Origin of the sequence: Geotalea toluenoxydans JCM 15764, from assembly GCF_001311985.1 — a bacterium.
GTDB lineage: Bacteria > Desulfobacterota > Desulfuromonadia > Geobacterales > Geobacteraceae > Geotalea > Geotalea toluenoxydans.
This window is the reverse complement of sequence record NZ_BBCJ01000028.1, coordinates 1-24,510: the sequence shown is the minus strand read 5'-3', so window position 1 is coordinate 24,510 and position 24,510 is coordinate 1. Positions and strand designations below refer to the sequence as shown.

The 24,510-nt window shown below is 51.1% G+C and carries 28 protein-coding genes, 1 tRNA gene and 5 pseudogenes; 2 read left to right on the top strand and 32 right to left on the bottom strand.

Annotation, left to right across the window (positions count from 1 at the left end; genetic code table 11):
• Positions 1 to 31: 31 nt before the first annotated feature.
• On the top strand, positions 32 to 946 hold the full coding sequence (locus JCM15764_RS16465) for a lysophospholipid acyltransferase family protein (protein ID WP_054697665.1): 915 nt from the start codon (positions 32 to 34) through the stop codon (positions 944 to 946).
• Positions 947 to 979: 33 nt separating this feature from the next.
• Here the strand turns inward: JCM15764_RS16465 and JCM15764_RS24575 are convergent, their stop codons facing one another.
• The 30 genes and pseudogenes from JCM15764_RS24575 to JCM15764_RS16340 form a co-directional block, all read right to left on the bottom strand.
• Positions 980 to 1,639, bottom strand: a complete 660-nt coding sequence (locus JCM15764_RS24575) for an SPASM domain-containing protein (RefSeq protein ID WP_243689230.1) — start codon at positions 1,637 to 1,639, stop codon at positions 980 to 982.
• 23 nt (positions 1,640 to 1,662) lie between these two features.
• Positions 1,663 to 2,001: pseudogene (locus JCM15764_RS28675) on the bottom strand (radical SAM protein); the annotation flags it as partial.
• Positions 1,961 to 2,626, bottom strand: a complete 666-nt coding sequence (locus JCM15764_RS27090) for a nucleotide kinase domain-containing protein (protein WP_279384507.1) — start codon at positions 2,624 to 2,626, stop codon at positions 1,961 to 1,963. The gene JCM15764_RS27090 and the pseudogene JCM15764_RS28675, both read right to left, overlap by 41 nt.
• Positions 2,566 to 3,723 (bottom strand): nucleotide kinase domain-containing protein, encoded by a 1,158-nt coding sequence (locus tag JCM15764_RS24570; RefSeq protein ID WP_279384503.1) that lies wholly within the window; start codon positions 3,721 to 3,723, stop codon positions 2,566 to 2,568. Before JCM15764_RS24570 ends, JCM15764_RS27090 begins: the two co-directional genes overlap by 61 nt.
• A complete protein-coding gene (locus JCM15764_RS16450) occupies positions 3,710 to 4,516 on the bottom strand; it encodes a hypothetical protein (protein ID WP_243689229.1) in 807 nt (268 codons plus the stop codon). Before JCM15764_RS16450 ends, JCM15764_RS24570 begins: the two co-directional genes overlap by 14 nt.
• Positions 4,506 to 5,384: an ImmA/IrrE family metallo-endopeptidase gene (locus tag JCM15764_RS16445; protein WP_054697656.1), complete on the bottom strand. Its 879-nt coding sequence runs from the start codon at positions 5,382 to 5,384 to the stop codon at positions 4,506 to 4,508. Before JCM15764_RS16445 ends, JCM15764_RS16450 begins: the two co-directional genes overlap by 11 nt.
• Positions 5,384 to 5,731 (bottom strand): helix-turn-helix domain-containing protein, encoded by a 348-nt coding sequence (locus JCM15764_RS16440; protein ID WP_054697653.1) that lies wholly within the window; start codon positions 5,729 to 5,731, stop codon positions 5,384 to 5,386. The genes JCM15764_RS16445 and JCM15764_RS16440 overlap by 1 nt, the downstream gene beginning before the upstream one ends.
• 57 nt (positions 5,732 to 5,788) lie before the next feature.
• Positions 5,789 to 6,037 (bottom strand): hypothetical protein, encoded by a 249-nt coding sequence (locus tag JCM15764_RS16435; RefSeq protein WP_054697650.1) that lies wholly within the window; start codon positions 6,035 to 6,037, stop codon positions 5,789 to 5,791.
• Between the two features lie 503 nt (positions 6,038 to 6,540).
• On the bottom strand, positions 6,541 to 7,212 hold the full coding sequence (locus tag JCM15764_RS16430; RefSeq protein ID WP_054697648.1) for a DUF3987 domain-containing protein: 672 nt from the start codon (positions 7,210 to 7,212) through the stop codon (positions 6,541 to 6,543).
• Entirely contained in the window at positions 7,187 to 7,627 is a 441-nt protein-coding gene (locus JCM15764_RS16425) for a toprim domain-containing protein (protein WP_054697645.1), read from the bottom strand. Before JCM15764_RS16425 ends, JCM15764_RS16430 begins: the two co-directional genes overlap by 26 nt.
• A gap of 380 nt (positions 7,628 to 8,007) precedes the next feature.
• A tRNA-Leu gene (locus tag JCM15764_RS16420) sits at positions 8,008 to 8,094 on the bottom strand.
• 24 nt (positions 8,095 to 8,118) lie between these two features.
• Positions 8,119 to 8,400, bottom strand: coding sequence for an integration host factor subunit beta (locus JCM15764_RS16415; RefSeq protein WP_054697642.1), 282 nt, complete (start codon positions 8,398 to 8,400; stop codon positions 8,119 to 8,121).
• A gap of 54 nt (positions 8,401 to 8,454) precedes the next feature.
• Positions 8,455 to 10,214: pseudogene (locus JCM15764_RS16410) on the bottom strand (30S ribosomal protein S1).
• Between the two features lie 70 nt (positions 10,215 to 10,284).
• Complete coding sequence (locus JCM15764_RS16405) at positions 10,285 to 11,133, bottom strand: 4-hydroxy-3-methylbut-2-enyl diphosphate reductase (RefSeq protein WP_054697728.1); 849 nt, start codon at positions 11,131 to 11,133, stop codon at positions 10,285 to 10,287.
• Positions 11,130 to 11,870, bottom strand: coding sequence for a (d)CMP kinase (cmk, locus tag JCM15764_RS16400; RefSeq protein ID WP_054697638.1), 741 nt, complete (start codon positions 11,868 to 11,870; stop codon positions 11,130 to 11,132). Before cmk ends, JCM15764_RS16405 begins: the two co-directional genes overlap by 4 nt.
• On the bottom strand, positions 11,867 to 13,156 hold the full coding sequence (gene aroA / locus JCM15764_RS16395) for a 3-phosphoshikimate 1-carboxyvinyltransferase (protein WP_054697635.1): 1,290 nt from the start codon (positions 13,154 to 13,156) through the stop codon (positions 11,867 to 11,869). Before aroA ends, cmk begins: the two co-directional genes overlap by 4 nt.
• Positions 13,157 to 13,257: 101 nt before the next feature.
• Positions 13,258 to 14,116: pseudogene (locus tag JCM15764_RS16390) on the bottom strand (prephenate dehydrogenase).
• A 65-nt stretch (positions 14,117 to 14,181) separates the two neighbouring features.
• Positions 14,182 to 15,254 (bottom strand): annotated as a pseudogene (gene pheA / locus JCM15764_RS16385) (prephenate dehydratase).
• A 130-nt stretch (positions 15,255 to 15,384) separates the two neighbouring features.
• Positions 15,385 to 15,972 (bottom strand): MJ1433 family protein, encoded by a 588-nt coding sequence (locus tag JCM15764_RS16380; RefSeq protein ID WP_243689228.1) that lies wholly within the window; start codon positions 15,970 to 15,972, stop codon positions 15,385 to 15,387.
• A complete protein-coding gene (locus JCM15764_RS24565) occupies positions 15,938 to 16,138 on the bottom strand; it encodes a hypothetical protein (RefSeq protein WP_243689227.1) in 201 nt (66 codons plus the stop codon). Before JCM15764_RS24565 ends, JCM15764_RS16380 begins: the two co-directional genes overlap by 35 nt.
• Before the next feature lie 8 nt (positions 16,139 to 16,146).
• Positions 16,147 to 16,398: an FtsX-like permease family protein gene (locus JCM15764_RS30125; RefSeq protein WP_243689241.1), complete on the bottom strand. Its 252-nt coding sequence runs from the start codon at positions 16,396 to 16,398 to the stop codon at positions 16,147 to 16,149.
• Positions 16,391 to 17,311 carry an ABC transporter permease gene (locus tag JCM15764_RS16375; RefSeq protein ID WP_243689226.1) on the bottom strand — a complete coding sequence of 307 codons (921 nt, stop codon included), beginning with the start codon at positions 17,309 to 17,311 and terminating at the stop codon, positions 16,391 to 16,393. The genes JCM15764_RS30125 and JCM15764_RS16375 overlap by 8 nt, the downstream gene beginning before the upstream one ends.
• Positions 17,311 to 17,844 (bottom strand): ABC transporter permease, encoded by a 534-nt coding sequence (locus JCM15764_RS30120; protein ID WP_279384502.1) that lies wholly within the window; start codon positions 17,842 to 17,844, stop codon positions 17,311 to 17,313. The genes JCM15764_RS16375 and JCM15764_RS30120 overlap by 1 nt, the downstream gene beginning before the upstream one ends.
• The gene (locus tag JCM15764_RS30115) at positions 17,841 to 18,464 is read right to left on the bottom strand and encodes an ABC transporter permease (protein WP_279384501.1); all 624 of its coding nucleotides are present in this window, start codon (positions 18,462 to 18,464) and stop codon (positions 17,841 to 17,843) included. Before JCM15764_RS30115 ends, JCM15764_RS30120 begins: the two co-directional genes overlap by 4 nt.
• A gap of 39 nt (positions 18,465 to 18,503) precedes the next feature.
• Positions 18,504 to 19,171, bottom strand: a pseudogene (locus tag JCM15764_RS16365) (ABC transporter ATP-binding protein).
• 54 nt (positions 19,172 to 19,225) lie between these two features.
• Positions 19,226 to 20,347, bottom strand: coding sequence for an efflux RND transporter periplasmic adaptor subunit (locus JCM15764_RS16360; protein WP_243689225.1), 1,122 nt, complete (start codon positions 20,345 to 20,347; stop codon positions 19,226 to 19,228).
• Positions 20,348 to 20,594: 247 nt separating this feature from the next.
• Entirely contained in the window at positions 20,595 to 20,825 is a 231-nt protein-coding gene (locus JCM15764_RS24555) for a hypothetical protein (protein WP_243689224.1), read from the bottom strand.
• A 216-nt stretch (positions 20,826 to 21,041) separates the two neighbouring features.
• Positions 21,042 to 21,542: a type 1 glutamine amidotransferase domain-containing protein gene (locus tag JCM15764_RS16350; protein ID WP_054697633.1), complete on the bottom strand. Its 501-nt coding sequence runs from the start codon at positions 21,540 to 21,542 to the stop codon at positions 21,042 to 21,044.
• Positions 21,543 to 21,571: 29 nt separating this feature from the next.
• Positions 21,572 to 22,051: a superoxide dismutase gene (locus JCM15764_RS16345; RefSeq protein WP_243689223.1), complete on the bottom strand. Its 480-nt coding sequence runs from the start codon at positions 22,049 to 22,051 to the stop codon at positions 21,572 to 21,574.
• A 356-nt stretch (positions 22,052 to 22,407) separates the two neighbouring features.
• On the bottom strand, positions 22,408 to 22,689 hold the full coding sequence (locus JCM15764_RS16340; protein WP_054697631.1) for a DUF503 domain-containing protein: 282 nt from the start codon (positions 22,687 to 22,689) through the stop codon (positions 22,408 to 22,410).
• Between the two features lie 238 nt (positions 22,690 to 22,927).
• Here JCM15764_RS16340 and JCM15764_RS16335 point away from each other — a divergent pair, with 238 nt between their 5' ends.
• Positions 22,928 to 23,176, top strand: coding sequence for a hypothetical protein (locus JCM15764_RS16335; protein WP_054697629.1), 249 nt, complete (start codon positions 22,928 to 22,930; stop codon positions 23,174 to 23,176).
• 102 nt (positions 23,177 to 23,278) lie between these two features.
• On the opposite strand, the gene JCM15764_RS16330 is transcribed toward JCM15764_RS16335, so the two are convergent.
• Both JCM15764_RS16330 and JCM15764_RS16325 read right to left on the bottom strand, forming a co-directional pair.
• A complete protein-coding gene (locus JCM15764_RS16330; RefSeq protein ID WP_054697626.1) occupies positions 23,279 to 23,890 on the bottom strand; it encodes a tetratricopeptide repeat protein in 612 nt (203 codons plus the stop codon).
• 239 nt (positions 23,891 to 24,129) lie between these two features.
• Positions 24,130 to 24,510, bottom strand: a 381-nt coding sequence (locus JCM15764_RS16325) for a GSU3473 family protein (protein ID WP_243689222.1), incomplete at its 5' end; no start/stop codon positions are given.

Here is a 24,510-nt window from a genome sequence, read left to right as displayed (position 1 = left end):
CTGAGGTGCCCGGGAAGGCGCTGGTGCATCCGTGAAACACATCTTTTGGGCAATTCAAACCGCTATCATCTATTGTCTCACCCTGGCCGCAGCTCTTCTGCCCGCTTCCATAGCTTACCGCCTGGGGGCGCTGGCGGGGCTCCTGATTCCCCATATAGTCCCAAAACGGCGTGCTGTCATAATCGAAAACATCAATCTTTCGCTTCCATTCATGAAGTCCCATCAGCTTTGGGATTCGAAATGCGAAGACGCCGGAGAACTGGCCCGGGAAACATTTAAAAATCTGGGCAGATCGTTGATGGAGATCTGTCGCCTTTACCATGGCCGGGGGGAAGATGTCATTGCCAATATGGAAATACGCGGTAGGGAAAACTACGAGGCGGCCAGAGCAAAGGGGAAAGGTTTGATTTTTCTCAGTGGCCACTGCGGCAACTGGGAACTTATGTCACTGACCCTCAGCAGCCTCTTCGGCAGAGAGGTTTCCGGAGTCGCCCGCCGACAGGATAATCCCTACCTTAACAGGATGGTGGAGCAGATGCGCTCACGCTACAACAGCCGACTGATATACAAACAGGGAGCACTGAAAGGAATTCTTTCTGCCTTGAAAAAGCGGGAGATGGTGGGCATGCTGGCTGATCAGGCTGTTTTCCCCGAGGACGGATACCTGGTTGACGTCATAGGGCGAAAGGCCTGGACCTCCAAGGCTCCGGTAATCATTGCCAGGAAAAGCGGCGTGCCGCTGATTCCAGTCTTCATCCATCGTGAAGAAGAACGACATGTGCTCACTTTTTACCCCGAACACCTTTTCAGCGGGGACATGAGCGATGAAGGGATCAAAAAGGAAACCCAAGCCCTGTCACGCTATGTGGAAAATTATGTGGTAGCACACCCGACTCAATGGTACTGGGTGCACCGGCGCTGGAAACGAGCCGGAGCGGCTATTTAATCTTCAAATCAAGGGAATAGGAAGTAGAGAGGGTTAGGCGAAAAGACACATAGGATCTGGAGCCTTTGTTAACGCACCTGAGGAGTAAAATTTTTGTGCTAAACACCCTGATAAACAGCTGTCCAACTGGTTGCAGCTATCACAGTTTTGAGCAAACGGGGTGGTTAAATATTCGCGCACTTTATTAAGGTATGGGGATTTCTCCCAACACTCCAAAAGGGAGTGACCAGATAAATTTGAGAATTCATTGGCAACACCAATCATCTCTGGAGAAATTTGCTTAAAAGCATCGCATGGGGATATTTTCAAATCTGGAGAGACCGTAAGTCGGTCTATCCCCGAACAACATTCTGGCTTTTCTCTTAAAAGCAAGAAATTATAAGGAGATCCAAGTCTAACATCAAAACCTTCGTTTCTTAAATCAACAATTGTATTACGTAATGACTTATTTGCTTCCATATTGAGTTCTAATCGGTCAGATGCAACACCACGCCCTTGTGGTACAAGACGTAACACACTCACTCGTGAAACGCCTAGCTTTTTTGCAAATTGTGTGATTGAACGTAATTCTGTGTAGTTATCCGCCATTGGAACGAAATGAAATTCCACTTGAAAACCCAAATCAAGACAAATCTTGACCGATTCAACTGTTGAATAGAAGCTCCCTTTAACAAGCGTGATAGCTTCATGCAAGCCTGAGATTTACCGAATAAGCTAAACATTACCCGTTTAAGACCTGCCCTTTTTAGTTCTTGAAACAGAAAACTTGCCTTCGGGGCATTACCTGTAGTGTACAATGAAACTTCGATATTATTCTTTGTGGCAAGGGATACAGCTTCCACCAGGTGGCTCCATAGTAACGGCTCTCCCCCGGAAATCGCAATTTCCTCAACATGAAGAGCTGCTGCTTCTGAAACTATCCGTCTACAGTCCTCCCACCGCATTATACGGGTTGATTCTGCCTCTGCCATGCTTGAACAATGAATACAACTCAGCAAACAGGTATGAGTTACTTCAAGCTTTAATTCTCTCAGTGAGAATGGAGCCACATGCATCTTCATGACAGCCTCCCGCTTTGCTTAATATACGTTCTCTACCTTTTATCATTTGCTCAACTGCAGCGTTTATTCGCCACTTCGGTGGGTAAAAGTATTCTATAGGCTGAGAAATTGGCTTGAACTTTTGCTTTATTCTCGTCCGCCCCGATATCCCTAGTATTTCTGGATGTGCGATTCTTGCGTATTTATCCACTTCACAAAAAATGTTCTGACAATCAATAAGTTGTAAACGACGCCCCCACAAGCCTTTAAATTCGATCCCTAAACGATCAAATTCCTGTTCCTGTCTGTCAGCCATGCATTTAATCAAATCTACTTCCGATAACCCCCCAAAATCTGAAAAACATTTGCGTATCCCATCCTTCGCTCCTGGGCCAGGTACTACAAATGACATTTCACTAAAGTCTGTCAGCACGCTATAGTTTATATCTATCGCATACTGATACGCCAAGAAATCACCAATCATAGGATAAGATCTTAATAGTTCGAACACCTGTTGCATAGAGTTTGCGTCTATAATCCGCTTTGGTAATTCATCCGTCATCATTTTCTCTATTAGTTTCAAATGATTACGATGTTTGAAACTCTGCCCAAAACTTGTCGATCCTGAAGCATTATATATGCCGCTGAATATATACTTTGCTTCTTTGCTAGGGCTTCAGACAAAACGGAGTCATAACGTTCGAAATCGAAATGTCTATAGGACACGTCTAGATTATTTTGTCGCAATAGCTTCCAAGTCTCTATTTTGTTGAAGGTCTTGAATAAAATTATCCTGAAAAAAAGCTCTTCAGGTGATTGGTCTCCTTCATAGATGACATGTTTTATTAGATATTGGCTAACTCGATCTGAAGCTCGATAGGTGTTCGTGAACTTGTAAAGTCGAAGGATAGGATCTTGAGTCCACGCGGCCTTGGTTCCTGTAATCCTCTCAAAAAATATGCATTGCCTCTCTGCCGCAAACCTCCAGTAAGTATCGAAGACTGGCGTTGTTTTTGTGGGGAGCCATTTGACAGCCACCACAAACCCGTCAGAAACACCTGTTTTCGGATGCGAAAGATCTAGATCCTTAAAGGGTAAGTTTATCTGTTCGTTTTTAGACAGAATGCTTGCAGCAATCTTAGTGGAAATATCCTGAACAGAGGAGTTATTATCTAAAATTTGCACCTCATATCTTTTCTGTTCTTTACGGGCGACGCTAGCATATGCTTGTTTTACTTCCATCCATCTGTCTGAGGGCAGCTCTTCTCTGTATGGCCGATCTGCTGTCAATAAAAAAACAGAACTTGGTAACACCTTGCACCAGACTGAATTCTCTAACCGCATCAGATTGTCCAAAGTCTTTTTAGAGATCCCATCAACGGTACCATATACAACAGTTGACCACCAATACCTGTCCAATAGTACAGTTTTGCCAGATGCTAAAGCGGGGAGAATATCACGTTCGATGCAGTCAATATGAGCCGCAACGTGAAGCACCTGCAGGCTTTTGTGATTTACATCTTCGACCCCAAATTCGCCTGGAGAATGATGAAAATCATATACAATCTTTCCCAATGTGCCTGTTTTCTTGCCTGGAAAGTTAAGCTGCACAACCTCTTTGTCAGACAGGCGCAGTATGTCGGCTACATGGTCAATTATAGTAGTTTTACCTACTCCATCAGGCCCTTCGAATACATATAGGCGTCCTGGAAAAGGTGCCGTCTTATTCTCCTGCATTTTTTAATACCGCCTTAATCATCTTTACTTCTTCCTCGCAAGAAGCCTTATCAAGTCCGTTATTAAGCTTAAGGGCCGAGGCTACACATACAACTTCTTTGAGCTTTATCCCCATCTCTTTTGCCATGAATGAACCTAGTCGATACAGTCCCAGATAGTTTCCATAAGCCTTTTCCACCACTGTCTGATTGGCATAAAATGCCACGATTGACATACCATCTTTACCATTGGTGCCGTGGGGATGGAATGCTACTTGTTGCAAGCATGGAAATCCTTGTTGACGAGAATTTGAATGGTCTGTTCTCGGGTCGAAAATACCCGCTTGCAGTGCGCTGTGCCTATGATTGCCTGCCTCCCAGGTTTCGATAATATGTTTAAGCTGATTTGTAGTTTTCTTTCCAGTTACTGGGTAGGCGACCATTCTTTCGAAATAAACTCCTCTTCTATTCGGCTTACATCTCTTTATGTGCGGTAACATGTCCAGATAGTTTTGGAAGAATTGGTCCCGATCTCCCTTAGATAGTCGCCAGATTGGTTGCGGGAAAATTGTTCCAGCAACCTTTTCTATTACACTCTGGCCTTTAATTGATTTCAACGGGTCACAAAGTTTTTCATCAGCAATCTTTCGTATAGCATCAACTTCGAGATTAGTATCAGCTAGCACGGCTGGAAAATGAACAATTGCTGGACTTACAATCCCACCGCTCGTTTCATAGCACTTCACAAAAGCTTTAGCCCAGGCGATTGAGAGATTTGCCCCATGTATTGTGTGTTTTGATGCGTCAATCATCATCTGCCTCCACTTCCTCAAGGTATCTAAATCGAGCTAGCCCTTCATAGTTCTTACGGGCTACTCTTACATTAACCGCCCAATTTCTATCCAAACACGCTGAACGAGTAAGACCTGGTGCAACTGCTATATAAACATTCTGCTCATCTATTTCCCTCAGAAACTGCAGCTGCATTTTCTCTTCAACTTCAGCTTCTTGTGGCAGCACAAGCATGTCGCCTACGTCAAGATCGACAGAACGAAATAGCCAGTTAAAATCAACGATTACTACCTCATTGTTAGCACTTGCACCGTATCTTTCCTTAACTAGCTTCGCCATTCTAATCTTGAGCAATTTTTGTGCTTGCTCCTCTGGCAATAGCTGCAAAGAGTAAGTCAGGTGGTTCAAGAGAGTCGCATAACCTACACCGAAAAAGTTAGCTAATTTATAAATCTGCTCGGGCTGAATTGATGCTATTGAAATTTGTCTATCATTAAAGGCACGCACCACCGCAAGCTGTGACATAAGCAAAAATCCTGCAAACGTATCAACTAGAAATTCATTCGGGCATCTACTTCCTTTATGTTTCTGAGCGTTTAAATCCTCAACCTGCATTCCATGTTTAAAAATGTGATGCCCGAGTTCATGTGCACAGGTGAATCTCCGCCTTCCAGCAGGACGCTCAGAACCAATGACAACAATTGGTTTTGGTTCAGGAGAATACATACCTTCTAAAGACGGCAAGCTAAGGAAACGTACTTCGCATCCACGTTGGGATGCTATATCGAAGGGATCGATTGGTGCAATACTCGGAACCTTTGCGAGTCGCCTCGTCTTCTCCGCCTCCATCGCCGCCACCCTGGCCAATTGTTTCTGTTGACGCCAATCCATTACTTTTTGTCCTTCATTTTTAGGGAAGTGAGAAGATCAATCACCTTGTCAAGATCCTCCGTTTTCAGGTTTGCCACCTGTCGAGCAGCGAGTTGCAACCTATCCCGCACTAAATCTACTTCATCTGCGTCTTTGCCAGATAGCCAGTCCATATCAACTTCGTAAAGATCAGCGAAGCCGAGCATTTCCTCAACCGATACTTTACGATTGCCAGCTTCGATTTCCGAAACAGATGGACGAGGTATATTTAGTTCTTTGGCAACCTGAGCTTGTGACAATCCAGCTCGTTGTCTTGCCAATGCCAGTCTTGACCCTATGATTTTTCTTAATTCGTTTGATTCTTTCATTCGACCATTACTCCTTGCTGGTTAGGCTGATAATTCGGTCTGCAACCTCGCCCACACTTAGGCATAAGGGAAACCATTTTTCTTCCCCTGAAAAAGACTTATTAATTTTCCATCGTCCTTTAATTCGAACTTCTCTATACAACGTACTGTAACAATGACCCCGGTAAGACTATCAAAGAAGCCGATACCTCCAATGGGTCGAGTTGCTTCCTTAATCTCTTCAGCCATCTCTACAATCTCACCTGCCTCGGTTTGCACCTCATGAAGAATAGAAATAAGGGCCTTCACAACTTCATTCCGATCCATACAACCTCCTTTCTTACCAAAGGTAAATTTAACTTACATGATGTAAGATTTTCTGTCAAGTCATTTTCTAAGGGCAATGTTCTTATGGCCTAACTTGAGGATAAACGCACTTAGGTTGTTAATAATATCAGTGGCTTAGACCAAGGCCCATGAGGTTTCCAAATGCGCTCACCACCGCTTTATCAGCGGCGAAGAGCGGATCTTTGCCGCGTAACGCGGTGTAGCTTACGCACAACAGCTGCAGCAACACTTTTTGCCGCAGCACTTGTGCGCAAGCTGCCCGGCTGAACTTTTCTTGCGCATCCGCATATATCTACCTTAAGTGCAGCCGTGCTGTGTCAGGCTGGGACTGCACGCAGCACTGCTGCAATGCGTGCTGATCTATCGACCACCACGCAACGAGGTAAACGCAATGACAGATGACTTTGATGTCACAAAAGAACTTGCAACGATAAAAGAATTTAGGAAAATGGTCCGCCATAAACGATATATAAAGAGCAAGCTTATGCCGTATCGACGTGAGATCGTTCAGTTGCCCTTACCGGCTCATCTATCTGCAATTCAGCCATCCTTAGCCTTACACGTTCGATTTCTTCATCGTTGCCACTCTTAACAGCTTTTTTCAGTTCTTCTGCAAGAGTGCTTTTGGTGGCCTTTACTACCTCTGTCTGAAATTCATGGTTGGTCATTGCGACACGATGATCCTGTCTCGACTCGGCTTCCAACTTGGCTAAGAATTTAAGTCCTTCAGATACTGCTGGGCTTTTTAATACCGACGGTCGGCCAACAACACCACCAAACGTATTGGGGACTACTTGCCAATCATCATATTGCTTGGGGAAACTACCGCATCCACGACCAATCAAGCTGCCTAAAGCCACTACCGCAGTCGCTGTCGTAAAATCCGGCGGAATTTCCATTCGTTCCGCAACATCAAGTATCCAACCTCTAAGCGGTGGGGGGATGATACTACTATCTAGAGCTTTTACAGGTGGCAGATCGTCTGGCAGTGGAATTGGTGCGGCCCATCCGCTTTGACCAAATGTATCAACTTTACCTAAAACTTCAATTTCGGGGATGGCAGCAAAAGCTGTCTCTACCTGTCTCTTTACTTCTGTTGGTCCTTTCAGCTGAAGCAGATCGTTAAAATCAGTAGGCTTTGAAATTGATATCATTCCTCACCTCCAGTGCCGAAACATGGCACTGCAACGAAGCCATCGACCTCTGTTGCTGCTTCGGTTGCTTTAGTGAGTCCAGGGTTACCTTCCGTCCACTGGTCATTATCAGCGCAAAGAACAAGCTGGACATGTGGGCATTCAATTTCAGATGTTTAGCAACTGACATTAGGTTTCCTGCATCAAAAGCGACTGCAACAGCATATCCAGTAGCTTCATGCAGACTTGTGGCAGTGGCATAGCCCTCGGCTATCAACAGTTTGTCATGTTGCTTTCCAATGCCAAAATAACATCCTGTCTTAGCAGTCCCCGTAAGAAATCGTTTATCGCCGCCTGCTGAAATAAACTGAAGACCATGCAGCACGCCATCTTTCCGAAGAGGAACAATGAGACTGCCATCTGCTGAAACTCTCAAGCCATGCGATTTGACCTGCTTTTTTAGTAGGTACGGATGATTGTTTGAAGCTGGTTTAGCTTCATTCCATATTTTCTCCGCTTGCTCCCGGCAAAGCCTTGCGGTCTCAAGACGCTGAAGCTCTCTTGCCGCCTTTGACTTCTCGATTTCCTCCAGCCAGTGATTCCTGTTGAAGTCTTCATTAATGCCTAAAATGAAAACAAAGATTAAAGGAAAAGGATTCCAGGATAAAAATGAGGGTAGAAAGGTATCAGGTACGGGCCTTAAAATTTGTTGAGGAGATTTGAAGATTGTTGGTGGCGTTGCACCAAATTTGCACCAAAATCTTGTACAGGCGCAAAAAAGCCTTACGGAGAAATCCGTAAGGCCTTGATTTTACGTGGTGCCCGGAGCCGGAATCGAACCGGCACGGCCTTGCGACCGAGGGATTTTAAGTCCCTTGCGTCTACCAGTTCCGCCATCCGGGCAGACTTAGCCAAAAAGGATGGCTGCTAGACGCAGTTTACCCGTTCCCGCAACTCTTTCCCGGTCTTGAAGAAAGGAGTCTTTTTCGAAGGAATCTTGACCAATTCGCCACTTTTGGGATTTCTTGCTTCGCGGGCATCGCGGGCCCGGATGGTGAAACTGCCGAAACCTCTGATTTCCACCTTTTCACCGCTTTTAAGCGCGTCACTCATGGAATCGAAAACTATGGATATGATAGCCTCGGATTCCTTGCGCGATAACACACTGTTTGCTTCCACCAGCTTATCTATCAATTCACTCTTTGTCATCTACACACCTCTTGCGGCAATTAAATTACTGCAAAACATTCACTTCAGGGTCTGTTACTCGTCGCCGTTCTTCTTCAGCCCTTCCTTGAGCAACTTACCCAGGTTGGAAGTGGCCTCACCCTGAGATCCCATGTAGGAAGCGAGCTCATCCTTGTCGATGGCTGTCTGTAAAGCTTGATGGAGAGGGCGATTTTTTTCTCCACATCATCGACACCGAGAACGACTGCTTCGAGTTCGTCACCGACAGCGGCGAAATCTTTGGTCGAGGCCAGTTTCTCCTGGGAAAGCTCGGAGATGTGGACCAGCCCTTCGATTCCCTCTTCGATCTCCAGGAAGATACCGAAATCGGTAATGGATGTCACCTTGCCCTTGACGCGGGTGCCCGAGCGGTATTTGCTCGGAATTTCGCTCCAGGGATCGGGAGTCAGTTGTTTGATGCCGAGGGAAAGCCTTTCGTTTTCGGAATCGATGTTGAGGACAACGGCCTGGATCGTCTGCCCCTTGCCGAAGATTTCACCCGGATGCTTGATCCGCTTGGTCCAGGAGATGTCGGAAACGTGGACAAGTCCGTCGATGCCGTCCTCGATGCCGATGAAAACGCCGAAGTCGGTAATGTTCTTGATCTGCCCCTCGATCTTGGTGCCCACCGGATACCTGTCACCGATCACCGTCCAGGGATTGACCTCGGTCTGCTTAAGACCCAGGGAGATGCGACGGCTTGAAACATCCACGCCCAGGACGACCGCTTCCACTTCCTGACCAACGGTCAGCAGCTCGGAGGGATGACGTACCCTTTTGGTCCAGGACATTTCGGAGATATGAACAAGACCTTCGACACCTTCGCCAAGGGCAATGAAGGCGCCGTATTCTGTGAGGCTGACAACCTTGCCCTGTACCCGGTCGCCGATCTGATATTTGGATTCCACGTTGAGCCATGGATCAGGCATGGTCTGCTTGAGGCCGAGGGAAATCTTCCCTTTTTCCCGGTCGTATTTCAGAACTTTCACCTTGAGGGTATCGCCCACCTTTACTGCTTCTGAAGGATGGTTCAGCCTTCCCCATGACATGTCGGTAACGTGCAGCAGCCCGTCAACGCCGCCAAGATCCACGAATGCCCCGTAATCGGCGATGTTCTTGACAACGCCCTCAAGCACATCTCCCTCGCCCAGCGTGGCCAAGGTAGTGCTGCGTGCCTTTTCCCGCTCCTCTTCCAGCAGTGCCCTGCGGGAAAGAACGATATTGCCGCGCTTGCGGTTCATCTTCAGTATTCTGAAATTGCAGGTCTCACCAATGAACCGGTCGAGGTTGCCGCCAGGTCTGATATCCACCTGGGAAGCAGGCAGGAATGCCTCTATGCCAACGTCTACGATGAGTCCGCCTTTTACCTTGCCGGTTATCTTGCCTTCGATGATGCCGCCTTCACCACCTGCTGCGGCGATGGCTTCCCATGCAACCTGGGAGTCTGCCTTCTTTTTGGAGAGAACCATATGCCCGCGGATATTTTCGCCACGCTCAAAGAAAACATTTACTTCCTCACCAACCTTGACGGTGAGTTCACCGCTTTCATCGATGAATTCGTTGATGCGGATGCACCCTTCAGATTTGTATCCCACGTCGACCAGAACGCAATCTGCCTCGATACGGACAACTACACCTTTGACAATTTCACCCGCCTGCGGCTGGCGAAGGCTGTCCTGGTAAAGCTCGGCAAATTCCTCAAGTCCCTCGTGTCCCTGCTCCACATCCTCATCCGTATCATGCAACCGCCTGATCGGCATATCTTTTTTCTTGAATGTTTTCTTGTCGTCTCCCATGTAAGAACTACCCCCTGATATAATCTTCCTTTGTAAAAATCATGCTAACTTATCACATCTGCTGCAAAATTCAACGGTTTTTATCCTTGGCAATACTCTCTATCTGCTCCAACACCTCATCGATAATCCATTTCGGCGTGGAAGCTCCGGCTGTGATACCGACAATCTTCACCCCCTCGAACCATGCGGGATCCAGCTGTTGGGCCATCTCGATGTGGTGCGTTCTGGGCTGGATCTCGGCGCTGACTTCGGCAAGACGCTTTGTATTGGCACTGTTGTAGCCGCCAATAACGACCATGCAGTCCACCTGGCTTGCCAACTTCTTCGCTTCCTCCTGCCTTACCGCCGTGGCATCGCAGATGGTGTGAAAAACGCGGATCTCTCCCCCCTTGACCAGACAGGCATCGACAACGTGCCTCAGGTTTTCGAAGGACTGAGTGGTCTGGGCAACAACACCGATTTTCCCCATTTTCGGCAGGTTTACGGCCTCTTCTCCGGAAGCGACAACATAAACCTTCCCGGTGGCATATGAGACAATGCCCTGAACCTCCGGGTGATCGGCATCACCGACGACCACCACGTCATAGCCCGAGTTGGACAGGTTCTTCACATGCTCCTGGGCCTTTTTCACAAACGGACAGGTGGCGTCCAGAATATCCAGCTGCTTGCGTACTGCTTCTTCCAGTTCATCGGAGGCAGCCCCGTGGGAGCGGATGATGATCGTACCCTCATCCATCCCTGCCACATTCTCCAGCGCCTTGACCCCCATTTCCTCAAGTTTCTGCACCACCTGGGGAGAATGGATAATCGGCCCGAGAGTAAAAGTCTTCCCTCCCTTGCCGGCAGCTTCAAATGCTATCTGTGTTGCCCTTTTTACACCAAAGCAGAACCCCGCCTGCTTGGCCAGAATGATCTTCATTTGCCGCATATCTCCCTTCCATCTGTAAAACAGGTCTGCTGCTCTGACACCCTCTCCCGCACCTTCTTCTCCATACTTTCCAGCACCTCTTCGATACTGAGCCGGGTGGAATCTATGATTACGGCATCATTGGCACAGCGTAGCGGCGCATGTTCACGCTTTTCATCGTTCTCATCGCGGCTTATCACTGCCGCAATTGTCTGTTCAAGGGTTACCTGCTCCCTGGCCGCCAGCTCCAGATAGCGGCGTCTGCCCCGCTCTTCGGCGGTCGCGGAAAGGAAGAACTTGACCTCCGCATCGGGAAATACGACCGTCCCGATATCCCGCCCTTCAAGAATGACCCCTCCCTGCTCTCCCATGCGCCGCTGAAGTTTCAGCAGGCTCTCGCGCACCGGTTTTCTCGCCGATATTTTCGAGGTGAGTGCGCTGATCTCAGGGGTGCGAATGGCATGGGAAACATCTTCGCCATTGAGGAGGACCATGCAGCAGCCATTACTACGTTTCAGCACCACATCGGTGCTGCGGCAAAGCTCCTCCAACCCTCTATCATCGTCGGCCTCTACTCCGTTACGGCTGGCACTCAGGGCAATGGCACGAAACATGGCGCCCGTGTCGATATGGATATATCCCAGGCGTTCAGCCAGCAGCTTGGTAATGGTACTCTTTCCGGCGCCGGAAGGTCCGTCTATGGCAATAATAAGGCCGTTTTTACGGCCGGCGGCACTGCTCTCGTTCATATGACAGTCACCCCTTGCAGCAGGGTAGTAAAATTGGGAAAGGAGGTGCCTATGCATTCCGTATCATTGACGGTGATCTGGTCCCTGGCCGACAGCCCGGCAATCAGCATGGACATGGCTATGCGGTGATCGCCGAAACTCTCGGCAGTGCAACCTTCCAGCTTTTCCATACCGGTCACGTCCATGCCGTTCTCGGTCTCCACCACAGCGACACCAGCCTTCTGCAGATTGAAAGCCATTGCCTTGATCCGATCCGTTTCCTTGACACGCAATTCCTTTGCATCGCGAATGACGGTTTTCCCTTCGGCCAGCGATGCGGCTACACAGATGACCGGAAACTCGTCTATGGCCCGCGGCACCAGGTCGCCGCCGATCTCGATCCCCTTCAGCCGGGAAGACTTCACCAGGATGTCGGCTACTGGCTCGCCTGAACTTTCACGGCAATTCTGCAGGTCGATATCTCCCCCCATGGCCTGGAGAATATCGATAATACCGGTCCTGGTGGGATTTACTCCGACCCCCTTGATGAGCAACTCGGAACCGGGGACGATCAGTGCGGCAACCATGAAAAATGCGGCAGATGAAATATCGCCGGGAACGATGATCTCGCGTCCTTCAAGCTCACGCCCGCCGCGAATCCTTGTACCGCCGGGATAGGTTTCGATGTCGGCGCCGAAATAGCGGAGAATCCTTTCGGAATGGTCACGGGAAAGGTGCGGCTCGGTCACCTGTGTTTCGCCATCGGCGTACATGCCGGCCAGAAGGATCGCCGACTTCACCTGGGCGCTTGAAACGGGAGACTGGTAGGCAATCCCTTTCAGGCTGGTGCCGACTATGGCCAGGGGCGCCTTATCGCCGCCGGCACGACCGAACACCGTTGCCCCCATCAGGTTAAGGGGCTCCAGAACGCGTTTCATGGGTCTTTTGCGCAGGTATTGATCGCCCGTCAATACGGAAAAGAACCGCTGCCCGGAGAGAAGACCGGTCATGAGACGCATGGAGGTGCCGGAATTGCCGCAATCAAGCACATCGGCCGGTTCGGCGAGGCCATGGAGGCCATTGCCTTCAATTTTCAACGTTTCACCGTCGTCATGGACAATGATCCCCATGGCACGAAAAGCGTTCAGGGTTGCCAGATTGTCCTCGCCCCGCAGAAAACCTTTGACCGTGGTAATGCCACGTGCCAGGGAGCCAAGCATGATGGAACGATGTGAGATTGATTTGTCGCCGGGAACGGTGATTTCGCCCCGGACTGCCTTTGCCGGCTTTGAGGTATGGATTTGCAAGCTGCCACTCCTGTTACATTATTTGCAGCATCATAAAAATTGAAAAGTGAAGGGACATCGGACCGTCACCCTTCACTGTGTAAATTGTACCATTTTAGAGGCTAAAGGATAGCGTCCCTGCTCTTTTTGGAGCTGAGAAAAAAATCATGGAGCCCGTCGCCATCACCGGCGTCCACCAGCTTGCGCAGTCTGCCCAAATGTTCCTGGAAATAATCCATCATTTCCAGAACAGCGCCCCTGTTCATCAGGGCAATATCCCGCCACATGGCCGGATCAGAGGAAGCGATGCGGGTGAAATCCCTGAATCCCCCAGCCGAATATTTGAGGATGCTTTCTGCAAAGCGGTCGTAACTTCCCACCGCATTGACCAGGGAATAGGCTACCATGTGCGGCAGATGGGAGATGGCAGCAACCACGTGGTCATGTTTTTCCACATCCATCTCGACCACTTCACTGCCGGCAAGTTCCCACATGCGTGCCACTTTGGCCAGGGCTTCTCGATCGGTCCGGTCAGTGGGAGTGAGAATGCAGCGTTTGCCCTGGTAGAGGGTGGAGAAAGATGCCTCGACGCCTGAGTTTTCCGTGCCGGCAATGGGATGGCCGCCGACGAAAAAAGTTCCGTCCGGCATGATCTTCGCAGGGGGCGACAATCTCACCTTTGACGCTGCCGCCGTCGGTCACAATGCAGCCTTGCCCAAGGCCGGGAGCAATTTTATCCACCATCCCGGCGATGGAGCAAACGGGCGTGGCAATAAAGACCATGTCGGCACCGGCAACCCCTGCCACGGGATCGAGGGAGTAGGAATCGATTACGCCAAGCTCCACGGCCTTCTTGAGATTGGCTTCCCCCCTGCCGATACCGATAACCTCGCCCACTTCTCCCTTTTCGCGAAGGGCGCGGGCCAGCGATCCGCCGATAAGACCGACACCGATTATGGCCAACCGCCGAATGAGCGGCATAGTTACTCCAAAAAAATTCAGTCTGATGTTTCGAATCTAAAACTTAAGAATAAAGAACGGACGGTTCACTTGGCTCTGGGGTAAGAGCCGAGGACTTTAACAAACTGACAGCAGCCCTTCAGCTCCTGCACAGCCGTGGCAATGGCCGGATCGGAAATATGCCCCATGAGATCGAGGAAAAAGATGTATTCCCATGCCTTCTTTTTCAGCGGCCGGGATTCAATCTTGGAAAGGTTGATCCCCCGCTTGGCGAAGGGCTCCAGCATGTGATAGAGAATACCCACCTCGTCTTTGACCGAAAACATCAGCGAGGTCTTGTCGTCGCCGCTCTTTTCGGCCATTTTCTTGCCGATGACGAGAAAGCGGGTGAAGTTGTTGACCTGATCCTCGATCCGTTCCCGGACGATCTTCAGGTCGTACATGGAGGCGGCAAGCTCGCTGGCAATGGCCGCAGCCGTGTAATCCTCACTGACTATCTGGCGGCAACCGCCGTGGATGCAACATCCACCACCGGCACATTGGGCAGATTTTCGGCAAGCCAATTGCGGCACTGGGCAATGGGCTGCTGATGGGAACAGACCTTCTTGATATCTTCGATTCGTCCTGTGCGAGACAGGAGATAGTGGTGTATTTCATGCAGAATTTCGGCATTTATCTTCAGTTCGCTGTCCATGAACATGTCCAGCGTATGGGAGACCATGCCCTCGGTGGAGTTCTCCACCGGGACCACCCCGTACAGGGCACGCCCCTTTTCCACTTCTTCAAAAACTGCGGGGATGGACTTCTGGGGGACCAATTCGGCAGAAAGGCCGAAATGCTGCATGGTGGCCATATGGGTAAAGGTGGCCTTGGGGCCGAAAAACGCCACCTTCATTGGCGCTTCCAAGGCAAGGGATGCGGAAATTATCTCTCGAAATACGCTTTTGACCGCCTCATTGGGAAAGGGGCCGCTGTTTTGCCCCTGAAGGCGCTCGTAGATCTCCCGCTCCCGGCTCGGCACGTGGAAATCACTCTTGGAACCGGCCTTTAGACGGCCCACCTCAATGACGCGGGAAGCCCGCTCGTTAAGGAGCTCAAGCAGCCTGTCATCCAGCGTATCGATTTCTTTTCTCAAATCTGCCAGAGTCTTTTTTGTCAAGGCGAGTCACCTGGGGAAGGGATAAAGGAATTTTTGGAGCGGTCAATGTATAGTAAAGCCTTTAAAAATGCAAATCATTTCTGGTGTCATCTGGGTTGTATCAAGGGCTGGCAGCATGATCCACAGGAAATCACAGGCTTTGATCGGCTATCTCCACTCGCGCTTCCGGATTCATGGGATTGGTCCTGACTGCAAGGGAAAACAGGTATGGGTAATCACGCATCAGATGCTGCATGTAGACCACCCATTCCCGCAGCAGATGATTATAGGCCCGTTTGATATCCCCCGACAGGTGCTCCATGTCTGCTATGGGCAGGGCATTCAGCGACCTGCGCGCCTCAAGCTCTTCGATGAGATGAAATACGGCCCAGAGGAGATCGGTAAACTCATCGTGCTCCAGCAGATTGGGGTTTTCCAGAAGGCGGAGCATGAAATCCTTTTTTTCCAGGAGAAATGATTTCAAGGCCAGTAGGTCGCCTCTGCTGCTGTCCATCCGGATTTCATGGCCGTCAAGAAAATCTTTTACCTGGGTGAAGTCTTTGTCCGTCCATTGGGGGGAAAACCGCAACCTCTGGGATAGCTCCCCCGGCTCCCTGACAAAGGAGGAACAGTCGGTAATGAGCATTGTGCCCACCTCGCTGAAAAAGACGCCGATCACCATGTTGAGTTTCTGCCTGAGCGCTTCACGTTCCCGCTCCTTGAGAACTCTCTCGATCATCAGGGTGACGAACAGCACGTAAATGGGAGAAAGGCGAAATTGCCAAGAAAGCGAGATAGATGTCCCGGATATTTCCGACAATGAAATAGTCGATCACATAGATGATGATCGAAGCCACCAGCATGAACAGGGCAATGTTGCGGGAACGGATCTGGGATAGTTTCATCAGGGACCTCAACTGGATCTTAAAGCATCGACGATGTTCATTCGTGCTGCGCGAAAAGCCGGGAGCACACCGCCGACAAAGCCCATGACCAGGGAAAAAGCCAAGGATTTCCAGGCGATGGCAAAGGTCATGGAAAAGGAAAAGGCTAGCTCTGCAAAGGATTGCCAGTTCATTGTGGAAATGGTCACCAGCTGCATGAAGGAAGCCAGGAACAACCCAAGGAGCCCTCCTAACAGACCAAGGAATAAAGCTTCAAGGATAAAGGCCGAGAGAATGCTCTTCTTGTTGAAGCCAAGGGCCCGCAGTGCCTATCTCAACGATACGATTGGCTACTGCCGCATACATGGTGATCATTGCCCCGATGATGGCCCCCAGCGAGAAGATGATGGTCAGGGCGATGCCAAGAATGCTGAGAAATTTGGACATGGCCTCGGACTGGTCCAGATAATATCTGGTTTCACGCTTTGCCTCCACCGTCAGGCGGGGGTCACCTTCAACACGTTGCTTGAATGCGTCGAAGGAAGCAGGGTCCCGCAATTTGAAAAGCACCGACGAGTAAACGGGCCGGCGGAACGCCTGCATGAGCTGATCAACATCTCCCCATATTTCCGAGGAAAAGCCGGTGCTGCCGGCATCGAAAACACCGACCACTGTCCAGTTGCGCATGCCGAAACGCAGGGTTTCACCCAGTCCTCCCCCCTTGAAGCGTTTGGCAATACTGGCTCCGGCAATAACCTCTGCGGAACCAGGCCTGGGCATGCGCCCTTCCTTCAGGCGCACCTGGGGTCTGAGCTGCAGGGAACTTTGGCCTACACCGCGGATAATGACATTGGCGGGCTTGTTTGTCCCCCGCTTGGGCAGGTTGATGAGCACGACAATCTCTTTGGCCAGAAGCGGGCGGCCATCGGCGCCGATTGCCACCTCGGGCTGGCTTTCGACCACGGCAGCCTGGGGGCGCTCCACACCGCTCTGCACCTCGGAAACAGCCGATTTGCGGATTACCACCACGTTGTCAAAGGAGCCGGTCTCCACCAGGGTCCGGCGCAGGCCTTCAGCCAGCATCAGGGTTGCGGCAAAAACGAACACCACCAGAGCCATGCCGGAAGCGGTAAGAAAGGTGGTAAGCCGGCGGGTCCAGAGGTTGCGGTAGCTGTAAAAGTACGGGATGGCCATCAACCGATTCTCCGCAAGCCGTCGGCGATTCCTATGGTGGCGCCGCGCCAGGTGGGGAAGATGGAGGCCACGACACCGACCGTCAATGCAGCAAGGAGATCGAGGTAGACTGTCATGGAAGAAACATTGAAGACGGGAAAGAACTGGGACAGCTTCTCCTGAATGCCATGGGCCGCCGGATAGGTGAGAAGGATGCCGATAACACCGCCGATCATGGCAATGACGATGGATTCGCCAAAGATGATGGCGGCAATGTGCCTGCCACCAAAGCCGAGCGTCTTCATGGTTGCATACTCGGCGATCCTCTCCCGTGCAGTCATGGCCATGGTATTGGCCACCACCACCATGATGATGACGATCACCACATAGGAAACGATCTTGATGGCGATCATGATCGCCTCGGTCATGGAAACGAAGCTGAGCTGGAAGGCCCTTTCCGTTTCAGTCAGGGTTTCGGCCAGGGAATTCCTGAAGGTGGCATCAACCGCCTGGGCGACTTCGGCGGCCAATTCCGGCTTTTCTACGCCGATCATGTAAAAACCGGCCTGATCAGCCGGCGCGACACGGTCCTTTTCAGGGTCTCGTTCAGATATTTCCAGTGGAAAAAAAACTGGGTCTCATCGGTGTTCTTCTGCGCCCCCCGGTAAATGCCGCGCAGGACAAAGGTCCACTGGCCGGGGAAAATGGTCCCCTTGAGGGTGATAAGATCTCCCACTTTCCAGCCGTATTTGGCCGCCAGCTTGCGTCCAACCACAGCACTGCGCTGATCGTGGAGGAAGGCATTCTTCTGCTCGGGAGAGAGGACGAACTCCGGATAAAGATCCAGGTAGCTTTGGGGTTCCACTGCAAAATTGGGGAAAAAGTTCTTTTCATTAATGTAGACGCCACCGAACCAGTTGCCATAGGAGACCTGCTTCACGCCGTCTATCTGCCGGATTCTGTCCTTGTAGGAAATGGGGAGGGAAAAAACCAGGGAGATGGCATTGCGCGTCACCAGCCGGGTGGCGGAAGACTGCTCCACTCCCAGGTACCAGAGCCCCACCAGTGTGCGCAGCAGACCGAAGGCGAGTATGGCGATGGCAACCCCGAGAATGGTCAGCAGCGAGCGCAACTTATGGCGGAAGGCATTGCGAATGATGAGCTTTATTAACATAAGTTTCCAGTTTCTACTTCCAGGTTCACTATTCACTCTTCACTCTTCCGACAGAAATCCTTTTTCCAGATGCCTGATCAGATGGGCCTTTTCAGCTGCCCGGGGATCGTGGGTTACCATGATGATGGTTTTGCCGAATTCCCGGACCAGATTATCCATGAGATTGAGGATGTCTTCCGCAGACACCCGGTCAAGGTCACCGGTCGGTTCGTCCGCCACCAGGATTTCGGGATCGGTGACAATGGCCCGGGCAATGGCCACCCGCTGCTGCTGTCCACCGGAAAGTTGCGAGGGTAATGATCCATGCGATCGGCCAGACCGACCACACTTAATACCATTTCCACGTGTTCCCGACGTTCCTTCTTGGTGAGATGGGTAAGCAGCAACGGCAGTTCCACGTTCTCAAGGGCGGTAAGTACCGGCATCAGGTTGTAGAACTGAAAGATGAAGCCAACATGGGCGGCTCGCCATGACGCCAGCTCACCCTCGGACAGACTGGTAATGTCAGTTCCCCCCACCAGAATGGTTCCGGTGTCAGCTTTGTCAATGCCGGCGATCAGATTGAGGAGGGTGCTCTTGCCTGAACCGGACGGCCCCATCAGGGCCAGGAACTCTCCCTCGGCAATGGTAAAGGATACATCCTGCAGCACGGGGATGATCTGGCTCCCCCGCCGGTAGGACTTGGACAGGCCGTCAATCGCAACCATCGGTAAAGTGTCTTTTACCGCCTCACTCCTCACGCTTCACCCCTCACCGGTCATCTATTGTTTTTCGGCAGTCTTTATACCCGAGCCGTCCCTGAGTTTGTCCAATGGTCTGAGGACGATCTTATCCCCCGCCTTGACGCCGCTTGTCACCTGCAGCATGTCACCCACACGTGGACCGGTCGTGACAGCGGTCTTGATTGCTTTATCACCCTTTACCAGAAAAACGGATTTCACTCCTTCCCTGTCCAGCACCGCCTGGGGATTGACCGCCGTTACCGGCCGTTGCTCTTCGGGCTTCACCGGTCTCTCCAGAAAGGCCACCTTGGCGCTCATCTCAGGCAGTATGCGCCGATCCTGGTCGACAAATTTGACCTTCACCATTACCGTCGCCTTGGAGCGGTCCGCGGTAGGCACAATGGTATGGGTAACGCCGCGAAAACGTACATCCGGCAGTGCGTCGAGGGTGATCTCACATGGCTGTCCGACCTTGATTTTCCCCAGGTTGGACTCCGAAACGTCAGCCTCCACCTGGAGCGAATCCATATCGGCAATGGTGACGACTGCCGCCTTGGCATTGGCCGCAGCCCCAAGCGGGGTGACAATGTCCCCCACGTCCGCATCCTTGGTCAACACCACCGCATTGAAGGGAGCGCGGATCAGGGTATAACCCAGCTGGGCCTCCGCACCACGTAAGGCTGACGACAGCGCAGCGATATTGGCCTCGGCAGCGGCAACGCCGGCCTTTGCCCGTTTGAACCTGGCCTCGGCAACATCAAAGTCGGCCCTTGCCACCACACCCTGGTTAACCAGCTCCTTCTGCCGATTAAAGCTGAGGCTGGCGTCGTGCAGTTCCGCCTTTGCCTGTTCCAGCACCGCCCGGGCATTGTTGAGGTTCGCCGTGGCCTGCCCCCGGAAGGCGGTTGCATCCTTGTTCTCCAGCCTTGCGATGATCTGCCCCTGTTGCACCCGGCTCCCTTCTTCCACCCCCAGCCATTCCAGTTGAGCAGTGGTCTTGGAGGCGACGGCGGCCTTGCGCTGGGCAACCACATAGCCGCTGGCATTAAGGAGGGTGAAAGCCTGGGATGGGTAGATCTGGGAGACGGTGGCTACTTCCACCTCCACCCGTGGCGCCAGGACCCCTTTTGCAGCAAGAATGGTGAGAATAACGGCCACCACACCAACAATCCAGACCAGCGGCCGCTTATGCCGTGCCTGCCGGCGGCAACCGCTGTCTTGTCAATCTTCAACCGGTTCAGATCGTTATCAGCCATCGATCAACTCCACTGCTTTAAGAAATAAACAGTAAATAGCACCGTTCAAGCGCCTTGGAAAGGGGATAATTGAAACCAGGGGCGGGAAAACAAAAACAGGCGGAGCAAAACAGCTGCTTCGCCTGAATGATATTTGCCTGGAACGCTCAAATTTACTGAGCGACCACTTCCAGAATACCGAACATACCCTTTTCCCGGTGACTTTCCAGAAAAGGAAGTTTTTTGTCACAGAAAAACTGATACCTTCCCACTTTGGTCGGCGTAAATTTAACCGTTTTGGGTTCCTTATCCAGCTCCATGGCAAAGTCAATTCCCGCATCCGGCGCCCGGAGTACAATGGTATGGGGAACAGCTCCCGGCTCCTTCCTGACCTTCAGTTCCACAGGCAAGTCAGCCTTTACCACAATATGTTTGGGAGTGAAGAAATAGCTCCCCCCAACACATCAACCCGCTGGACTCCATCATTATCGGGAACTGCCCGGAAGGCTTTTTCTTCTCCATGGGCATTAAAAGCAAAAGCGAGACATAGAAGGGCCATACCTATAAATCCGTTTTTCCCCATTTGGAGGCTCCTTGGTGTTTATTGTCACGTGCGGACACTAGTGCAGCTTCTTCATCATCTCGCGCATGAATGCAGGGAGGTCGCCAGGCTCACGGGAAGTCACCAGATTGCCGTCGACAACCACCTCCGTGTCTTCATAACGGGCTCCGGCTTCTTTCAGTTCGTCAACCACCGTATTGTAGCAGGTGGCCTTTCGCCCCCTGAGCAAACCGGCGGATATCAGTGTCTGCGGTCCGTGACAGATTGCCGCCACCGGTTTGTTCTGCTCAAAGAAATAACGGGCAATTTCCTGGGCCTTGGCTTCCTTTCTTACGGTTTCCGGGGCCTTGCCTCCGGGAAGGACCAAAATGGTGTAATCGGCTGGTTTCACCTCGCCAAGAGTCATATCCACCGGCACTTCATAGCCATGCTTGCCCTTGATGAGACCGGTTTTCACGGAGGCGAGGACAACGTCCACACCTGCCTCCTTGAGGCGATAATATGGCACCAACAGTTCGGAGTCCTCAAAATTGTCTGCACTGATGAACAATGCTTTCATTTTGTCCTCCTCGTCAGTTCTGTTGCTGACTATTTGATCCGTGCCTCCACTGCCTGCCAGTTGATATTTTTGAAAAATGCCTCGATGTAGTCTGCCCGCTTCAGCCCGTAATCCAGCATGAAGGCATGTTCGAACACATCCATGATCAAAAGCGGGTTACCCCCTGACGGGTGGGCGGTATCATGCTCGTTGATCCAGAAGTTGATGAGCCTGCCGCTGTCAGGGTCCTGGTAAAGGACTGCCCAACCGATGCCGCGCATGGCGCCGGTCGCCCTGAAATCCTTTTCCCATAGCTCAAGGCTGCCGAAGCTTTCGGTAACCTTTTGCCGGAATCTGGGTCCCATTTCACCCGCTGGTTTGCCCAGGTTCTCAAAGTAGTATTCATGCAGGCGCATGCCGTTGAATTCCCAGCCCAGACGCCTTTTCAGTTCGCCGAATGCCGGTGTCGCCCCCTTATCCTCCTTGAGCACCTGCTCCAGAAGTTCCAACACTTTGTTGGTATTGGTCACATACCCTGATAGAGGGTAAAGTGATTGTTGAGAAGGGCCTCGCTGAAACCTTCCATACCCATAAGTTTTGAGTAATCCTTAGCGGCATATGGCATGATCATCTCCCCCGTTTCTTTAGCAGTAATGGACCATTTTGCTTCGAGTGCTCATCCTGTCAGGCCTTTTCCCTGACAGGTTGTTGAAAAACGTGATGGGTCGCCCGGGATGCAAGGCTCAAGTGAAGGAGGGAGCGAAACGTACCGTGATGTACGTTGAGTTTCCGAGTGAGCGGCAACACAGCAGACCGGCCCCGCAATAGTTTTTCAACAGCCTGCTAAACGTTACCATGCACCCTATAAATTGCAAATTAACGCTCATCACCTTTCTTCAATCTCCACAGCCGCTACCTCCACGTCAGGCCGCTCTTCCACCAGCCATTCTTCCAGGCGCTCCAGCAAATTGCGGGCCTGGACACCACTTTCCGATACAGTGACGAAAGCCATAACAGCCATATCCTTGCGGTCATGGTGCTCGACCTCTGCCGCGGCTACATTGAACCTGTTGCGACTCCTGGCCAGGACGCTCTTGATGATCCCCCTTTTTTCCTTAAGCGTTTGCGCCGTCAGGAAGAGCTGGATACGGCAGGCATAGACGCGCATGGCAAGACTCCTTTGGCAGGCTGTTGAAAAATTCCCCAGCAGGGCGGAGCATGGAGCACCGGCTCCTCAGACTTTGCTGAATTCAGGTATATTGCAGGGGGTACGGCGCCAACTTCAAGTTACTCATACCTTTTCCGGCACTATGTGGCCCCATGGAAGTGGAAACAACAAGTTGCAAAAGGAACGCAGGCATGCTATGTGCTCTGTGAAGTAAAAAATTAATGTAAGGGGAGAAATCATGAAGAAAGTTCTGTCATCTGTCGTTGCAGCACTCGTAGCCATTGCCTTTGCCGGAGTAGTTTTCGCCGCTGAGCCTGCTAAAGAAGCAGCTCCTGCAGGTCTGCCCGCAGGACATCCGCCCATTGCCCAGGAAGTGAAGAAGCCGGCTAAGAAAAAAGTGGCTAAGAAAAAAGCAGCCAAAAAAGCCGAGAAGAAGGTAGAAACACCTGCCGCTACTCCGGCTGCCCCCGCTGCACCTGCAAAATAGGTTTATCTCTTGCCGGCAAAAAGCCGCATCCTTCAGGGCGCGGCTTTTTTGTCTTCAAATGCAACGTAATGGCTAAATTCAATGATCACCGGCCGGCGTCAACTATTTTTCCCCCAGCAGCGCCAATGCCTCCCGGGATTGGGGCAACCCCTGCTCTGCCGCCTGGCGATACCACTTTATCGCTTCGCGTAGGTTCTTCTCCACTCCTTTGCCGTCTTCATAGAGGACGGCCAGGTTGTGCTGGGCGACCGGATTCCCCTGCTCCGCTCCCCTGCGGAACCACCTCATGGCCTCTTTCAGGTCCTGTTTTACCCCTTCGTTTCTCACATACATGGACCCAAGGACGCATTGGGCCTGGGGATCGCCCTGAGCGGCAGCCTTCATGCACCATTTTGCCGCCTCATGCTTGTCCTGCTCCACTCCCCAGCCATTGTAATACATGCAGCTCAGGTTGAACTGGGCATCCACATCACCCTGTTCGGCAGCCAGGCGGAACCACCTGGCACCTTCCGTATCGTCCTGCCTGACCCCTTCACCACTTGAATATGCCAGCCCAAGGGCATTTTGCGACTGTGCATGGTGATGCCCTGCAGCCTCCAAAAACCAGCGGATCGCTTCCCGCCTGTCTTTTTCCATGCCCCACCCGGTAAAAAGCATGCAACCCAGTTCATATTGGGCCTGGGCATAGCCATTGCGGGCTTCTTTCTTTATCAATGAAACGTGATTCTGCTTTTCCACTGGTGAAATATCATCGATCTCAAAGAAATCGGCACTGTTTCCCTCTGCCGCACCACCTCTGATGGAGGCTATGTCCCCCCCTCATAGACTGCTGCAGTGCCCCGATGAATTTCAGCCAATGCCCAGTTGGAGAAAAAAATCACCAAGAAAAAAATCACTCCGGAATAGAAGGTTTTCATCCTACACCCCTTTGCAGCCTTGCCAGCAAAATATATTCAGTGAGAGGAAGCCGTTTCCCTTGATTTGGAATCGCTTCTTCTTTCCTTCGCTCTGTATTCCGTTTTAGCGCTCCTCAGCGGATCGCGACCGATCTGCACCCATTCCGTAGACCGATGGAAGCCGATTATTCTATGCTCAGCTATCAGTTCATCCAGATGTTCATCGGCGACGACATCGTAAATATTGTCCTTAAAAAGAACGAGAATGCCCATCATCATTTCCTTAGCAAGATTTAATGATTTATAATTATATCGTATTAATTTTTTTTTGCAATTATTTTTTTTGCTTTTTCTGGAACTTTTTTCATCAGCAGAAAAGGTCAATGGGGGATAATCAGCAGACAGCGAGTGTCCTGTGCGGTGACTCCTACTAGGAGT

Excerpts from the sequence above, each read along its gene's own strand:
- JCM15764_RS24565 (WP_243689227.1), bottom strand. The coding sequence starts at position 16,138 with ATGAAACTATCCCAGATCCGTTCCCGCAACATTGCCCTGTTCATGCTG.
- JCM15764_RS16430 (WP_054697648.1), bottom strand. The coding sequence starts at position 7,212 with ATGATATCAATTTCAAAGCCTACTGATTTTAACGATCTGCTTCAGCTG.
- JCM15764_RS16445 (WP_054697656.1), bottom strand. The coding sequence starts at position 5,384 with ATGGATTGGCGTCAACAGAAACAATTGGCCAGGGTGGCGGCGATGGAG.
- JCM15764_RS16350 (WP_054697633.1), bottom strand. The coding sequence starts at position 21,542 with ATGAAAGCATTGTTCATCAGTGCAGACAATTTTGAGGACTCCGAACTG.
- JCM15764_RS16450 (WP_243689229.1), bottom strand. The coding sequence starts at position 4,516 with ATGATGATTGACGCATCAAAACACACAATACATGGGGCAAATCTCTCA.
- JCM15764_RS16380 (WP_243689228.1), bottom strand. The coding sequence starts at position 15,972 with ATGATCGAGAGAGTTCTCAAGGAGCGGGAACGTGAAGCGCTCAGGCAG.
- JCM15764_RS24570 (WP_279384503.1), bottom strand. The coding sequence starts at position 3,723 with ATGCAGGAGAATAAGACGGCACCTTTTCCAGGACGCCTATATGTATTC.
- JCM15764_RS30115 (WP_279384501.1), bottom strand. The coding sequence starts at position 18,464 with ATGTTAATAAAGCTCATCATTCGCAATGCCTTCCGCCATAAGTTGCGC.
- JCM15764_RS16440 (WP_054697653.1), bottom strand. The coding sequence starts at position 5,731 with ATGAAAGAATCAAACGAATTAAGAAAAATCATAGGGTCAAGACTGGCA.
- JCM15764_RS16375 (WP_243689226.1), bottom strand. The coding sequence starts at position 17,311 with ATGGCCATCCCGTACTTTTACAGCTACCGCAACCTCTGGACCCGCCGG.
- JCM15764_RS16405 (WP_054697728.1), bottom strand. The coding sequence starts at position 11,133 with ATGAAGATCATTCTGGCCAAGCAGGCGGGGTTCTGCTTTGGTGTAAAA.
- JCM15764_RS16340 (WP_054697631.1), bottom strand. The coding sequence starts at position 22,689 with ATGCGCGTCTATGCCTGCCGTATCCAGCTCTTCCTGACGGCGCAAACG.
- JCM15764_RS16435 (WP_054697650.1), bottom strand. The coding sequence starts at position 6,037 with ATGGATCGGAATGAAGTTGTGAAGGCCCTTATTTCTATTCTTCATGAG.
- JCM15764_RS30120 (WP_279384502.1), bottom strand. The coding sequence starts at position 17,844 with ATGATCGGCGTAGAAAAGCCGGAATTGGCCGCCGAAGTCGCCCAGGCG.
- JCM15764_RS16415 (WP_054697642.1), bottom strand. The coding sequence starts at position 8,400 with ATGACAAAGAGTGAATTGATAGATAAGCTGGTGGAAGCAAACAGTGTG.
- cmk (WP_054697638.1), bottom strand. The coding sequence starts at position 11,870 with ATGAACGAGAGCAGTGCCGCCGGCCGTAAAAACGGCCTTATTATTGCC.
- JCM15764_RS16335 (WP_054697629.1), top strand. The coding sequence starts at position 22,928 with ATGAAGAAAGTTCTGTCATCTGTCGTTGCAGCACTCGTAGCCATTGCC.